The organism is Kribbella sp. (genome assembly GCF_035687465.1).
GTDB lineage: Bacteria > Actinomycetota > Actinomycetes > Propionibacteriales > Kribbellaceae > Kribbella.
Genome location: NZ_DASRXP010000599.1, coordinates 1 through 13,163, shown reverse-complemented (window position 1 = coordinate 13,163; position 13,163 = coordinate 1). Strand labels below are relative to the sequence as shown.

Below are 13,163 nucleotides of genomic sequence, written 5' to 3'. Positions count from 1 at the left end.
GTGGGTGGTTGGTCGAGGCCGAGGAGGCGGCGCCAGCGGGGGGTTCGGACTACTTTCGCGTTGGCGAGGCTGAAGCCGCATTCGGTGCAGAACGGGCGGGACGACTCGTCCGGCTTTCCGCAGCAACTACAGATCTTGGAGCCCGCCGCCGCGATCACCTGGCGGGAGGCCCGCCGCCACAGCCTGCGCCGTACGGGCTGGGGTTGGCCGAAGGCGACGGTCGCGGCGGCCGGGCGAAGCGGGTCGGGAGCAGGCAGGGGGCTCAGGGGGTGTGGGTCTTCGGCTTGGTCTACGCCTTCCGGAAATAGGGAGACGGGGCAGCGGGTGCATGAGATGCTGCCGTCGTCATTCGGTTCGCCACAGTCCTTGCACGGCATCATTGCCGACCTCCTGGACATCTCCGGGGTGCGATTCCCGAGACTAGGCAGAATGGACCGTTCCGCGGCAGGTGCGCAGGCGCCGCACGAAGGGACCTCGGCTCTTCCCGATCGGGCAGATCATGCGAGGATCTCTGCGGGTAACCGATTCATCACTGGGGGGTGAGGACGACGAAGGAGTTCCCGCACCGGCCGACCGTCGCCGTAGACGTCCTCGGCCCCATCCGCCTGACCATTTCCCCTCCCGCCAGGCTCGGCGATCAGGCTGGGGCCGACCCTGGCGTCGGTGCTGGGGGTGGAGAGGTGGTGGTTCGGCAGCGGTTGGTACGGGCGTTGGCGGTGCGGCTGGCGTTGGCCCGCGGCGAGGCGGTTGCCGACGACATTCTGGTCCGGGATCTGTGGGGCGACGAGGAACTGGCTCGGCCCGCGGCGCGGTTGCGGGTGCTCGCGTCCCGTTTGCGAGGTGTGCTGGGTGACCACGCGCCGGCACTACGCCGGACCGCCGCGGGATTCAGTCTCGATGCGGCACCCGCCGACCTGGTCGCTGTCGAGAAGGCCATGGGTCCACTCGACGAAGCTCGTCGCAGCGGTGATCAGGCGAGGGTGCACGCGGCAGCCGCGGCAGCACTCGCACATTGGCGGGGTGACCCGCTAGTCGACCTGAACGACGTGCCGTTCGTCGTCGCGGAACAACGACGACTCGAGTCGCTCCGGCTAGAACTACAGCTCGCCTGGATCGAGACGGGACTCTCCCTGAACATCGCTACGGTCAGACCCGAGCTCGAGCGGCTGACCACCCGGCATCCCCTGCACGAGCGGCTGGTCGGGCTGTCCGCCGTCGCGCTCGCCCGCGCCGGAGATCACCAGGGAGCGCTCTCCCGGCTGGACACCCTGCGCCGGACGCTGGCCGACGAACTGGGCATCGACCCCTCCCCCGAGACCGTGTCCCTCGAGCAGCGGCTCCGGCAGGACACCAGCGCGGCCGCGGCGCCGGTGACCAAGGTTTCCTTGCCGCAGGCATCGAAGAGTTTCGTCGGCCGCGGTCACGAGTACGCCGAACTGCTGGCCCGGGTGGCTCGTCCCTGCGCGGTCACGTTGACCGGTGGTCCGGGCGTAGGCAAGACCCGACTCGCCCGGGAGGTGGCCACCAGCGAGCAGGATCGCGGCCGCGAGGTGAACTGGCTCGACCTGGCCCCGCTCGGCGAGTCCGACAACCTGACCGCGGCACTGATCGCCGCTCTTGGGGTGGACGGCAGCGGGCCGGATCCGATGGCCATCTGCCAGGAAGCGCTCTCTGGCGCTCTGCTCGTGATCGACAACGCGGAGCACCTGGTCGACGCGGTCGTCAGACTGATCGAGGCCATTCACTGGCAGACCAACGGGATCTCGATAGTCGTGACGTCCCAGCGGCCGCTCCGCCTGACCGGGGAAGAGCAACACCGTGTGGGTCCCCTCGCTGCCGAGGCGGGCGCCGAACTGTTCTGTGCGCGCAGTAATGCCGAACCAGGCCCAGAGGTGAACACCATCTGCGCCGCGGTCGACTGCCTGCCGCTGGGGATCGAGCTCGCGGCGGGTCTGACCCGCACACTGTCCGTCAGCCAACTGGCCGAGCGGATCGACAACCGCCTACGACTCCTGGTCCGCGGTCCCCGCGACGCGGGCCTCCGCCACACCAGCCTGCGGGCGGCGTTGGACTGGAGTCACGAACTGCTGGAGAAGCCGGCCCGTCTCACCCTGCGGAGGCTCTCGGTCTTCGCAGGCGGCTGCACCCTGGCCGGCGCGGTCGAGGTACTCGAGGACGACGAACTGCCGGCGGACTCGATCCCCGACCTGCTGGCCGAGCTCTCCGACCGTTGCCTGCTGACGGTCGAGACCAATCCGGGCGGCGGCCGCTTCCGGCTGCTGGAGACCGTGCGTGACTATGCCGTCGACCAACTCCAGTCGGCCGGCGAGGAAGACGACGTACGGCGTCGGCATGTCGCCTGGTGCACCGACCTGGTCAAGCAGTTCGACCGGTTCGGAGGCCAGGGCGACACGTTCGCGACGAACCCTCACGTGAGCGTCGAGGAGGCCAATCTCCTGGCCGCCGTCGACTGGTGCCTCGGTCCGGGCGCCGAGCCGGAGAAGGTCACCGCGATCGTCGCGCCGTTGTGGTGGTACTGGCCGAACCGCGGTCTGGTGACCGAGGCTTCCGGATGGCTCCGCGAGTCGCTTCCCGCCGTACCGGCCGATTCCGCCGAGTACGCGCACGGGCTCAACACGCTGGCGAGCCTGACCCGGTACAGCGGCGCGTTCGACGAGGCGAGAGAGCTCGGAGAGCGCTGTCTCGCGGCCTTCCGCGCGCTCGGCGACGACGCCATGATCACCGTCGCGCTGATGGCCCTGACCCGCACCTGTATGGCGCAGAACAACATGCCCGCGACCCTTGCGCACGCCCAGGAGGCCGAACGGCGCTCCCGGGTGGTGGACAACCCACCGGCCAGGGCGGCCGCGCTCAACTACATGGGGCTTGCGCACCGCAATCTCGGCCGGCCGGCCGAAGCCACCGAGCTGTTCGCGGCGGCACTCGCGGAGTGGGAGCAGATCAACGACGGCGGCGGCTGTTCGATCGCGTGGGAGAACCTCTCGATCGTCGCCCGGCAGATGGGCGATCTGTCCAAGGCTCGCGAGTTCGCCCTGCGGAGTCTGTGGTGCGCGCGCGAGAGCGATTTCCCGATGGGTCTCTGCAGCGCCCTCGAGTCACTGGGGTGCCTGGCCGCCCTCGGCAATCGGTACGAGGAGGCGGTCCGTCTGCTGGCGGCGGCCGGGCAGCACCGGATCCGCCTGGCGCTACCGGTCCAGGTGCCCGACGAGAACACCGATCTCGAGCAGGCCTGGCAGGAGGTCCGGTCAGCCCTCGGTCCGGCCGCCTACACCCTCGCCGAAGCGTCCCGCGGGCTCCCCCTCGAACCGCTCGCCGACGAGTACCTGACCTGAAACACCCACAGCCGCCGATCCCCCGTACTACGGCTCGGCGGCTGCGGGTCGCCCTAGATCAGGCCTTCGCGCAGGGCGTAAGCCACCGCGTGCGAGCGGTTCTTCAGTTGCAGACGACTCGTCACGTCGTGCAGGACGTTCTTCACCGTCCGTTCCGAGTAGGACAGCTCACGCGCGATCTCCTGCGTGTCCTTGCCATCAGCAACAAGACGCAGTACCTGGGTCTCCCGGTCGGAGAGTCCGGTGTGGGACAGACCGCGCGGTGCCAGCACGTGCCGCTGCATCCGCGACACCTGCCCCAGCAGGCGCCCCAGCAGGTCAGGCGGCAGGCTGCCGTCCCCCGCGGCAGCAGCCTGCAGCAGGTGGACGATGCGGTCGGCCGTGGCATCGGTACGCCGGAGCACCCCGGACACCCCGAGCTCGACCGCGGTCATCAGCGCGTCGTCGTCGATCGTGCTGCCGATCAGCACGGTCCGGCGGCAACCACGCTGGGTGGCTGACCGGAGTACCTGAACCGCGCCGGTGTCCAGCGCGTCGACGGCGATCAGCGCCACTACTGGCGGGGCAGTGTGCTGATCGGTCTTCTGCGCCTGCTGCAGCTGCGCCAGTTCGGCGTCGCTGACCAGCACGATCTCCGGTCGCTGCCGGAGCGCGTGCACCAACCCGAACTGCGACAGCGGGTCAAGCGCCTTCACCCAGACAGGTATGCGTTGCTGCGTCATGTATGTCACTCCCCCAGAGCGTTGAACGAAACGGATCGAATCCGCAGTCACTGGCGAACCCCCAAGCTCGTCGATTCCGATCGTGATTCCGGACCTTCAGCCAGTCTTAAACCGGCACACCCGGACCCCGACCCATTGCCCAGAGTGAACCTCGAGCGTTTCACCGACGTCTCATGCCGATTTCCCGCGATTGGTCAAGACCCAACTCTGCTGCCCCACCGGTTGCCCCATAGGCTGACCGGATGACCACGGATGTCGGTTTTCTGCACCATGTCGGGCATGTCGTGAGCGACATGCCGGACGGACTCGACCTGTACCGCCGGCTGGGATTCGTCCTCCCGGCGCCGAGCTACCCGGCGCTGGCGGCGGAGGAGGGTGCGGAGCCGACGGCGTTCGGGGCAAGCAACACCCACGCTGAGTTACGCCGGAACTTCCTCGAACTGGCGGCACCGGTCCGGGACGGATCGAGGATCCCCGAAGACGCCCAGCTGGTCCCTTTGCGCGCACCCGCCGAGGTGTTGCCGGTACTGATGGAGCGAATCGCCGAGACCAGCGCCAACCTGGCCGCCTGCGTCGACCGGTTCGAGGGCCTGCACATCCTGATGCTGGAGTCGCCGGCGATCGACAGCGCCGCGGACCGGTTGACCAGGGCCGGGGTCGCCCACGGTGGGGTCAATACCGTGCAACGGCCGGTTGAGACCGACGGCGGGGTCAAGCTGGAGGAGGTCAGGTACCTCGAGATCTCCGACGACGGCGGACCGCAGCCAGGTACCGTCGCCGAGGGCCGGGTCGGTGTGGCGGCGACCCGGCAGCACCTGCTGCCGCTCGACGAGCACCCCAACGGCGCGATCGACCTGTGCGAACTCGTCCTCTGCGCTGGCGAGGAGTCGTTCGATGCTGTGGAGCGCCGCTATGAGAGCTATCTGGGTCGGAGTGCCGCACCCGTTGCCCCGGGCCACACGCGCTTCGAGCTTGATGCAGCGGCGATCACGCTGGTGACGCCCGAGGTCCTGGCCGAACTCCTGCCGGGCGAAGCTCCCCCGGCGCTGCCCGCTTTCGTCGCCTATGCGGTGTCCGTCCGCGACCTGGGCCAGACGCGGGACTACCTGGTGGCTGCGGGGGTTCCGGCTGCCGCCACGGCGGCGGGCAATCTCTTCGTCTCCGCCAAGGCCGCGCTTGGGGCGGCGATCATCTTCCGTCAGGGCTGGGCGGCAGGGTGGTGAGGGCGCGCAGGGCCAGGCGGTAGGAGTCGAGGCCGAAGCCGGCGATGGTGCCGGTGGCGACGGCGGCGACCACGCTGGTGTGGCGGAACTCCTCGCGGGCGGCCGGGTTGCTGATGTGGATCTCGATCAGGGGCGCGGTGCGCTGGGCGCAGGCGTCGCGCAGCGCGTACGAGTAATGCGTGAAAGCCGCGGGATTGAGCACCACGGGCGTCTTCCCATCGGCGGCCTCGTGCAGCCAGCCGACCAGCTCCGCCTCGTCGTCGGTCTGCCGCACCTCGACCTGAAGGCCCAGCTCGGCGCCGGCCTTCTCGCACTCGGAAACCAGATCCGCGAACGTCGTCGCGCCGTACACATCCGGCTCCCGCGATCCAAGCCGCCCGAGGTTCGGCCCGTTCAGCACGAGCACCCGTCGCCCCTCAACTCCAGTCACACCATCACCCTAGGCTATCCCGGACAGCCCTTGCCGCAGGCGGTTGAAGGCGGTGATGGAACCAGCGCCTAAGCTGCCGGACTCTTCCCGGTGTGATCACACCAGCGGCGACAGTAGGGATGCGGCGGATGGAAGTCAGCCCCGGACAAATGGTCGACGACGACCGCACTTTGTGGGCTCGGCTCCAGGATGCCGACGAACAGGCTCTGACAGATCTCTTCCATCGGCACAGTGACGCTGTCTACAACTTCGCCTTCCGCCGGACCTCGTCGTGGTCGAGCGCCGAGGACGTCGTCCAGGCGACGTTCACCGCGCTGTGGCGACGGGCCAGGGACGGGCGGATCGACCAGTTGACGCTGGACAGCGCCCGGCCGCTACTCCTCGTGATGGCTGGGCATGAGTGCGGCAACGTACTGCGGTCCTCCCGGCGCCAGGCGGCACTCGCGGACAAGCTCGAACTGACCGACGACCGCGGGGGCACGGCACCCGATCACTCGACGGTAGCGGCAGCCAAGGTGGACGACGAACGCGCGATGAGCGACATCCGCAGGGTCCTCGACCGGATCCCCGCCAAGCAGCGCGAGGCGGTCGAACTCGTCGTCTGGGCGGACTGCACGATCGCCGAGGCGGCCCGCGTGCTCGGCGTACCGGAAGGCACCGTCAAATCCCGGCTGTCCAGGGCGCGGACGCGACTGGCCGGCCTCCTCGATCTCGGCAGCACGGAAGGTCTCAGATGATCAAGCAACTCCCGGCGGAGCGACCACTCCCCCAGAAGCAGGAGATCCTCGAGCGCGTCTTGTCCGACGACGGCGAGCGGGCTGGAACCGGAGCCGGCGGCGGGCGGGGCGGTCACAGGACCTGGCTCGTTCCGGTCGCGGCGGCTGCCTCGATCGCGGTGATCGCGGGCGGGCTGCTGACCATCCCGGCGCTGGTGAGCTCCGACGACAACGGCACGAGCCCCGCGGACCAGACCAGCCCGACCACACAGAACACCCCACGGACCAGCGAGAGCGCTATCTCGATCGACCGGGGCAAGCTGACCGCCGCCGAGGCGACGGCGTTCGGGACGGAGTGCGTCAAATCGGTCGGCGCCACGGTCGATCAGATCCTGCACGCGACCAAGATCGTCGGCCGCACTGCCGGCAGCAGCACGGACTGGACCGTGGCCGTGAAGTCGGGCGGCAGCACCTATGCCTGCGTCGGCCGAATCAGCCAGAAGGGCTCGGACGGCCGGTTGACGGGCGCCTACGATTTCGGCACGTTCAGCACGAAGCACCCGGACGGTCTCGGTGGCTCGGGTGACGGCAGCGGCTTGATCAGCAAGATCGACGGCACTGGTACGGCGAAGTTGACCACGTACCGCTGGATCGTGGCTCCGGCAACGGCTACCAAGGTGCAGCGACGGATCTTGGTGAATGGCAAGCCAGGCGCGTGGTTCAGCAGCGACGTGGTCGACGGTCTGGGCTATGTCCGCGCCTCGGTCGAGGCCAGGCTCGTCTCGGGCAACAAGGTTCGGATCGAGACCCGACTGCTGGACGATGCGGGCAACCAGGTCGGCAACCTGCTGGTGCAAGGGATGTCCGTCGTCCCGCAGGTCGGAGGGTCCGGCGGGATCACCCTGCAGTCGGACGACTTCCCGCGCTAAGAGCCGCTGACCTCGGCGTAAGCGGCGACGAGGAGGCTCGGGTCGGGGGCTTCGAGGATGGTCGGCTTGGCGAGGCCGTCCAGTACTACGAAGCGCAACCGATCGGCCCGGGTCTTCTTGTCCAGCTTCATCGCATCCTGCAGATGCGGCCACGCGTCCGCTCGGTAGGAAACCGGCAGACCAAGCGACTCCAGCACCAGCCGATGACGGTCCGCGGTGGCATCGTCCAGCTTGCCGGCGGCCCGGGCGAGTTCCGCGACGAACACCATGCCGATGCTGATCGCGGCCCCGTGGCGCCACTTGTACCGCTCGACCCGCTCGATCGCGTGGCCGAGGGTGTGCCCGTAGTTCAGGGCCTCCCGCCCGATCCGTCCGCCGGCCGTCGTGGTCCGCTCGCGCAGATCGGCACCAACGGTGTCAGCCTTCACCTGGATGGCCCGGGCGATCAGTTCCTCGGTGTGCTCGTACGCCGGGCCAACCGCGCCGGCCGGGTCCTTCTCCACCAACTCGAGGATCACCGGATCCGCGATGAACCCGCATTTCACGACCTCGGCCAACCCGCTGACGTAGTCGTTGCGCGGAAGGGTTTCCAGGGCAGCGAGATCGCACAGCACCCCGGCCGGTTCCCAGAAGGCGCCGACCAGGTTCTTGCCCTCGGCCGTATTGATCCCGGTCTTCCCACCGACAGCCGCATCCACCATGCCGAGCAACGTGGTCGGGATGTGCACCACCCGAACCCCACGCAGCCAGGTCGCCGCGACGAAGCCCGCCAGGTCCGTGGTGGTACCGCCGCCGACCGACACGATCGCGTCGGACCGAGTGAACCCGGCCTGGCCGAGCACGGTCCAGCAGTACGCGAGGACCTCCGCGGACTTGGCCTCCTCGGCGTCCGGGATCTCGATCGCGTGAGCGGTGTACCCGGCCGCGACCAGATCGTCGCGGATCGCGTCGCCGCTGGTCCGCAGCGCCCGCGGGTGGATCACGGCCACCCGCTGTACCCCGTCGCCCAGTAGTCCTGGCAGCTCACCGAGCAGATTGTTGCCGATGACAACCTCGTACGGCGCGGCCGCCTCGACCCGGATCCGTCGGGCCTGGTCCGTCATCCGAGGTGCTCCAGGATCTCGTCGGCGATCTCCTCGGGCGCGCGGCCGTCGGTAGTCACGGTCAGCTTGGCGGCCTCGACGTACAGGGGCCGGCGGGCGTCCATCAGGTTCTTCAGTTGCGTGCGGACATTGCCGAGCAGCAGCGGCCGGGCGACGCCGAGGCCGACCCTCTTGGCCGCTTCGCTGAGCGACACGTCGAGAAAGACGACGTTGTGCCCGGCGAGATCCGCGCGGGTGTCAGCGTCGAGGATCGCGCCGCCGCCGAGCGACAGCACCACGCCGTCGGCCTGCAAGGCTGCGACGATCGCGACCCGTTCCAGCGCGCGGAAGGCAGCCTCGCCCGAGTCGACGAAGATGTCCGAGATCGGCTTGCCCGCCACGTCCTCGACATCGTTGTCCGTGTCGCGGTGCGGCTTGCCCAACCGGGAAGCCAGCAGACCGGCGATCGTCGACTTGCCCGATCCGGGCGGGCCGATCAGAACGACGGCAGGACCCGCGCTCACTCCTCGCCCCACTCGCGCGGAGTGATGGCCTTCGGCAGGTTGGCCAGGTACGACTTGTGGTTCCGCGACGTCTCGGCCACCGAGTCACCCCCGAACTTCTCGACCGACACATCCGCCAGAACGAGCGCCACCATCGCCTCGGCGACAATCCCGGCAGCCGGTACTGCGCAGACGTCGGACCGCTGGTGATGCGCCGAAGCAGCTTCACCAGTCACCGTGTCGATCGTGCGCAGGGCCCTCGGCACCGTGGCGATCGGCTTCATCGCGGCACGCACGCGCAGGGTCTCCCCCGTGCTCATGCCGCCCTCGGTACCACCCGAGCGACCGCTGGTACGGCGTACCTCACCGTCGGAGGAAACGATCTCGTCATGCGCCTGCGACCCCGGAGTACGGGCCAGTTCGAAGCCGTCGCCGAGCTCGACACCCTTGATCGCCTGGATGCCCATCAGCGCACCCGCGAGCTTGGAATCGAGCCGGCGATCCCAGTGCACGTAGCTGCCGAGACCCGGCGGGAGGCCGTCCACAACGACCTCGACGACACCGCCAAGGGTGTCACCGGCCTTCTGCGCGGCGTCGATCTCGGCGACCATCGCCTTGCTCGCATCCGCATCCAGGCAACGGACCGGGTCCTCGTCCAGCCGGGCGACGTCCTCGAAGGTCGGGATCGACCCGTACGGCGCTTTCACCGTGCCGAGCTCGACCACGTGGCTCACGATCGTCACGCCGTACGCCTGGCGGAGGAACCTGGCCGCGACCTCGCCCAACGCGACGCGGGCTGCCGTCTCCCGGGCGCTCGCGCGCTCCAGCACCGGACGGGCCTCGTCGAACCCGTACTTCTGCATGCCGGCGAGGTCCGCGTGCCCCGGACGCGGCCGGGTCAGCGGCGCGTTGCGGGCCAGGTCGGCCAGCACCTCCGGATCGACCGGGTCGGCTGCCATCACCTGCTCCCACTTCGGCCACTCGGTGTTGCCCACCTGGATGGCGACCGGGCTGCCGAGCGAGAGCCCGTGCCGGAAACCACCGATGAACGTCACCTCGTCCCGCTCGAACTTCATCCTGGCGCCGCGGCCATAGCCGAGACGACGACGGGCAAGGGCGTCGGCCACATCATCCGTGGTGACCTGGACCCCAGCGGGAAGACCTTCGAGTACGGCGACGAGCGCTTGTCCGTGCGACTCGCCGGCGGTAAGCCAGCGCAGCATGCCGCGATTCTCCCACGCGGCCCCCGGGCGTCCGCGCCCAGTCTCATCCGGGCTGCTCCGGAGGCCGGTTAAGGTCGAGCGACTGATGGGAGAGGTTGATGACGCGGGCGGCGGAAGAGGAGTATCGGGCACGGGTTCGGGGGTGTCTGGTGGGTGGCGCTGTCGGGGACGCGCTGGGTGGCCCGGTGGAGTTCGATGACGGGCGGAAGATTGTCGCGGCGCATCCTGGCGGGCTTCGGATGTTTGTTGCCGGGGGCGACAACTGGCCGGCCGGGACGGTCACCGATGACACCCAGATGACCCTGTTCACGGTCGAGGGGCTGATCCGGGCCGGCGTACGGACTGATCGCGGGCTCGGGTTCACCGTGGCGGTCGTGCACCATGCGTATGACCGCTGGCTCGACACGCAACTCCTCCCCGGGCCGAGTGGCAAGCGGGACGGTTGGCTCCAGGGCGAGCAGTGGCTGTATGCGCGCCGCGCACCCGGGAACACGTGTCTGTCGGCACTCAGCGAGGCGCGCCAGGGCGGCGACAGCATCCCGCAGTTCGGTGGTCAGGCCGTTAACGAGTCGAAGGGCTGTGGCGGTGTCATGCGCGCCGCGCCGTTCGGTCTGCTGCCGGCCAAGTGGTTCGACGCCAAGTGGGCGTTCAACGCGGCGAGCGAGGCGGCCGGCTACACGCACGGTCACGTGACCGGCAAGCTCGCCTCGGGAGCGCTCGCGGCGATCATCCACGAGATCTGCCGTGGCGCCGATCTCAACGCCGCGCTCGATTCCACCCAGGCACTCCTCACCCAGCACCCCGGTCATGAAGAAACCAGTACTGCGCTGGCGGCCGCGCGGGACCTGGTTGTGTCGGGAACAGCGCCCGGCCCGGACGCCGTGGAGCTGCTCGGCGGCGGCTGGATCGCTGAGGAAGCGCTCGCTATCGGGGTCTATGCGGCGCTCTCGTATCCCGAGCCGGAGCAGTTTCTCGATGCTCTGGCGTTGGCCGTGACGCATTCGGGCGACAGCGATTCGACCGGGGCGATCTGCGGCAACCTCCTCGGCGCTCTGCACGGAGAGACCGCTCTCCCCGCGGAGCTCGTGTTCTCGGTCGAGGGCCGCGGCGTGATCCTGCAACTGGCGGACGATCTGGTCCTCGAGTGCACCCGGGCGAGCAGCCTGCACGGCGAGTACGGCCCGGAGACAGGTTGGCGTCAGCGCTACCCCGGGTGGTGACGGGGCACTAGGGTCCGGGAATGGCGCGTAGCGAGGCAGCGAAGACCCGGCAGGTCGGCGACCGCCGGTCGTTGTTCGACCGGTTCGTCCAGACGGCCTACCTCCGCGTCAGCCAGGCGCCCTTCTTCTTCATCTGCTCGGGCATCGTGCTGGTCTGGCTGATCAGCCTGCCGCTGTGGGCGGATCTGAAGGCCTGGCAGGTGGCGATCCACACCGTCGCCAGCGTGGTCACCCTGCTCCTGCTCGTCCTGCTGGAGAACGCCGCTCGCCGAACCGAGGAGGCCGCGCAGGAGAAGCTCAACGTCATCGCCGAGGCCTTGGCCGAGCTGATGGCGTCACAGGCCCGCACCGATCCGGACCTGCGGGAAGCGACGCAGAAGCTCCGGGACGCGATCGGCCTCGAAGAGCGCCACTAGTACCACCGAGGGATTGGCCGGGGCGTCCGGCCCGTCCCCCGAGGATCAGGCCCGGCGCCCCGGCCGGTTCGTGGTCGGGCGCCGTGTTGACTTTACCGCCGGAGGGGATCAGGAGAGTCAGCCGAGGTAGAGGCGTTCGAGGGGTGCGCCGACGAGTACGCCGGCCAAGGCGCCGGCCAGCATGAACGGGCCGAACGGGAACAGGTCCTTGCGCTTGAACACCCTGGCCGCGGTCAGCACGATGCCGAGTACCGCGCCGAGCAGGAAGCCGCCGTACAGGCCGCTCACCAATTCTCCCCAGCCGAGCCAGCCCAGTGCCATGCTCAGCAACCCGGACAACCGCACGTCGCCGAACCCCACGCCGCGCGGGAACACGTACCAGAGCACGAAGAAGACGCCGAACCCGATCACCCCGGCGATCGCGGCCCGTCGCAACGACCCCCACTCCCCCGACGCGGCCGCGCCGACGATCAACGCCAGCCCGACCACGAAGTACGACGGCCAGATGATCGCCGACGGCAGGTACCTCGTCCTGCCATCGATGTAGCCGAGCACGCTCCCGGAGACGGCCAGCAACAACCAGGCCGCCAACGCCGGCGAGGTTCCGAGGCTCCACCCGAGCAACCCACCGGCGAGACTCGCGAGCACGCCACACCACAGGGAGGCGCGCCGAGTGGCGAGTTCGGCGTACGGGATCTTCTTCGGCTGATCCTCGTCCAACTCGGGTTCCGGGATCCGCCGCAGTACCCAGGGCGCGAGCAGGAACGCGGCCGGCCCGCAGAGCACGACGCCGGTCCCCGCAGCGATCCACGCGTTCGCACCAGACACGATCCCGCAGCCTAGACGATCCGGCCCGACCCAGGCGCCGACCGCTGTGGACAACTCACCGCGAGAAGGCCGCGGCCAGCAGGTTCTCGATGGCGCCGGTCTAGTACCTCACTTTAACTAGGGTACTAGTACTATAGACATACTCAGCTGAAGGTGTACGAGGTCCTGAAGAAGTTGGTGGGGTCGTACTTCTTCTTGACGGTACGCAGGCGGCCCAGGCTGGAGCCGTAGTACGAGTTCACCGAGCGGCCGGCCTCGAGGTAGTTCACGTAGCCGCCGGCAGAAGCTTTGGTGACCGCGTGATGCCCGGAGGTGATGAAGTTCTGCGCTGCGCGGAGTGCCGCCGCGGACGCGTTCGGCGGCAGATCGGAGTACCACTGGATGGTGCCGAGGGCCGATCGCCATGGCCAGGCGGAGCCGCCGGCCGGCTGCTTCGCGGCCTGGCCGCCGAGCGGATCGAGGATCGCCGAGGCCTCGACCTTCGCGCGGGCGGCTGCCTTCACCGCGCCGAGCAACCC

Annotated in this window: 13 protein-coding genes; 6 read left to right on the top strand and 7 right to left on the bottom strand. The window is 69.1% G+C overall.

All coding sequences use genetic code 11. The annotated features are described in order from the left end of the window. The first annotated feature begins 539 nt into the window (after positions 1–539). Entirely contained in the window at positions 540–3,353 is a 2,814-nt protein-coding gene (locus tag VFG33_RS31685; RefSeq protein ID WP_325056667.1) for an ATP-binding protein, read from the top strand. A 53-nt stretch (positions 3,354–3,406) separates the two neighbouring features. Here the strand turns inward: VFG33_RS31685 and VFG33_RS31680 are convergent, their stop codons facing one another. Then, positions 3,407–4,075 carry a LuxR C-terminal-related transcriptional regulator gene (locus VFG33_RS31680; RefSeq protein WP_325056666.1) on the bottom strand — a complete coding sequence of 223 codons (669 nt, stop codon included), beginning with the start codon at positions 4,073–4,075 and terminating at the stop codon, positions 3,407–3,409. A 242-nt stretch (positions 4,076–4,317) separates the two neighbouring features. Between VFG33_RS31680 and VFG33_RS31675 the strand changes: the two genes are divergently transcribed. Continuing rightward, complete coding sequence (locus VFG33_RS31675; RefSeq protein WP_325056665.1) at positions 4,318–5,298, top strand: VOC family protein; 981 nt, start codon at positions 4,318–4,320, stop codon at positions 5,296–5,298. Here the strand turns inward: VFG33_RS31675 and aroQ are convergent. Then, the gene (gene aroQ, locus VFG33_RS31670) at positions 5,264–5,728 is read right to left on the bottom strand and encodes a type II 3-dehydroquinate dehydratase (protein ID WP_325056664.1); all 465 of its coding nucleotides are present in this window, start codon (positions 5,726–5,728) and stop codon (positions 5,264–5,266) included. The two genes, VFG33_RS31675 and aroQ, sit on opposite strands and share 35 nt — an antisense overlap. A gap of 128 nt (positions 5,729–5,856) precedes the next feature. Between aroQ and VFG33_RS31665 the strand changes: the two genes are divergently transcribed. Continuing rightward, positions 5,857–6,465, top strand: a complete 609-nt coding sequence (locus VFG33_RS31665; RefSeq protein WP_325056663.1) for an RNA polymerase sigma factor — start codon at positions 5,857–5,859, stop codon at positions 6,463–6,465. Continuing rightward, the gene (locus tag VFG33_RS31660) at positions 6,462–7,373 is read left to right on the top strand and encodes a hypothetical protein (RefSeq protein ID WP_325056662.1); all 912 of its coding nucleotides are present in this window, start codon (positions 6,462–6,464) and stop codon (positions 7,371–7,373) included. The genes VFG33_RS31665 and VFG33_RS31660 overlap by 4 nt, the downstream gene beginning before the upstream one ends. Here VFG33_RS31660 and aroB read toward each other — a convergent pair. Genes aroB through aroC form a run of 3 tightly spaced genes read right to left on the bottom strand, consistent with a single transcriptional unit; the run spans position 7,370 to position 10,181 of the window. Continuing rightward, the gene (aroB, locus tag VFG33_RS31655) at positions 7,370–8,476 is read right to left on the bottom strand and encodes a 3-dehydroquinate synthase (RefSeq protein WP_325056661.1); all 1,107 of its coding nucleotides are present in this window, start codon (positions 8,474–8,476) and stop codon (positions 7,370–7,372) included. The genes VFG33_RS31660 and aroB overlap by 4 nt on opposite strands. Next, a complete protein-coding gene (locus VFG33_RS31650; protein WP_325056660.1) occupies positions 8,473–8,979 on the bottom strand; it encodes a shikimate kinase in 507 nt (168 codons plus the stop codon). The genes aroB and VFG33_RS31650 overlap by 4 nt, the downstream gene beginning before the upstream one ends. Next, positions 8,976–10,181: a chorismate synthase gene (gene aroC, locus VFG33_RS31645; protein ID WP_325056659.1), complete on the bottom strand. Its 1,206-nt coding sequence runs from the start codon at positions 10,179–10,181 to the stop codon at positions 8,976–8,978. The genes VFG33_RS31650 and aroC overlap by 4 nt, the downstream gene beginning before the upstream one ends. Before the next feature lie 98 nt (positions 10,182–10,279). On the opposite strand from aroC, the gene VFG33_RS31640 reads away from it, so the two are divergent. Continuing rightward, entirely contained in the window at positions 10,280–11,401 is a 1,122-nt protein-coding gene (locus VFG33_RS31640) for an ADP-ribosylglycohydrolase family protein (RefSeq protein ID WP_325056658.1), read from the top strand. A 20-nt stretch (positions 11,402–11,421) separates the two neighbouring features. Further along, entirely contained in the window at positions 11,422–11,817 is a 396-nt protein-coding gene (locus VFG33_RS31635) for a low affinity iron permease family protein (RefSeq protein ID WP_325056657.1), read from the top strand. 117 nt (positions 11,818–11,934) lie between these two features. Here VFG33_RS31635 and VFG33_RS31630 read toward each other — a convergent pair whose 3' ends face one another. Continuing rightward, positions 11,935–12,645 (bottom strand): prepilin peptidase, encoded by a 711-nt coding sequence (locus VFG33_RS31630; RefSeq protein WP_325056656.1) that lies wholly within the window; start codon positions 12,643–12,645, stop codon positions 11,935–11,937. Positions 12,646–12,788: 143 nt separating this feature from the next. Next, a partial coding sequence (locus VFG33_RS31625) for a BBE domain-containing protein (protein ID WP_325056655.1) occupies positions 12,789–13,163 on the bottom strand: 375 nt, incomplete at its 5' end.

What these genes read in the sequence shown, in the direction of transcription:
- VFG33_RS31680 (WP_325056666.1), bottom strand. Translation starts at nt 4,075, where the DNA reads ATGACGCAGCAACGCATACCTGTCTGGGTGAAGGCGCTTGACCCGCTG.
- VFG33_RS31675 (WP_325056665.1), top strand. Translation starts at nt 4,318, where the DNA reads ATGACCACGGATGTCGGTTTTCTGCACCATGTCGGGCATGTCGTGAGC.
- VFG33_RS31665 (WP_325056663.1), top strand. Translation starts at nt 5,857, where the DNA reads ATGGAAGTCAGCCCCGGACAAATGGTCGACGACGACCGCACTTTGTGG.
- VFG33_RS31660 (WP_325056662.1), top strand. Translation starts at nt 6,462, where the DNA reads ATGATCAAGCAACTCCCGGCGGAGCGACCACTCCCCCAGAAGCAGGAG.
- aroB (WP_325056661.1), bottom strand. Translation starts at nt 8,476, where the DNA reads ATGACGGACCAGGCCCGACGGATCCGGGTCGAGGCGGCCGCGCCGTAC.
- aroC (WP_325056659.1), bottom strand. Translation starts at nt 10,181, where the DNA reads ATGCTGCGCTGGCTTACCGCCGGCGAGTCGCACGGACAAGCGCTCGTC.
- VFG33_RS31640 (WP_325056658.1), top strand. Translation starts at nt 10,280, where the DNA reads ATGACGCGGGCGGCGGAAGAGGAGTATCGGGCACGGGTTCGGGGGTGT.
- VFG33_RS31635 (WP_325056657.1), top strand. Translation starts at nt 11,422, where the DNA reads ATGGCGCGTAGCGAGGCAGCGAAGACCCGGCAGGTCGGCGACCGCCGG.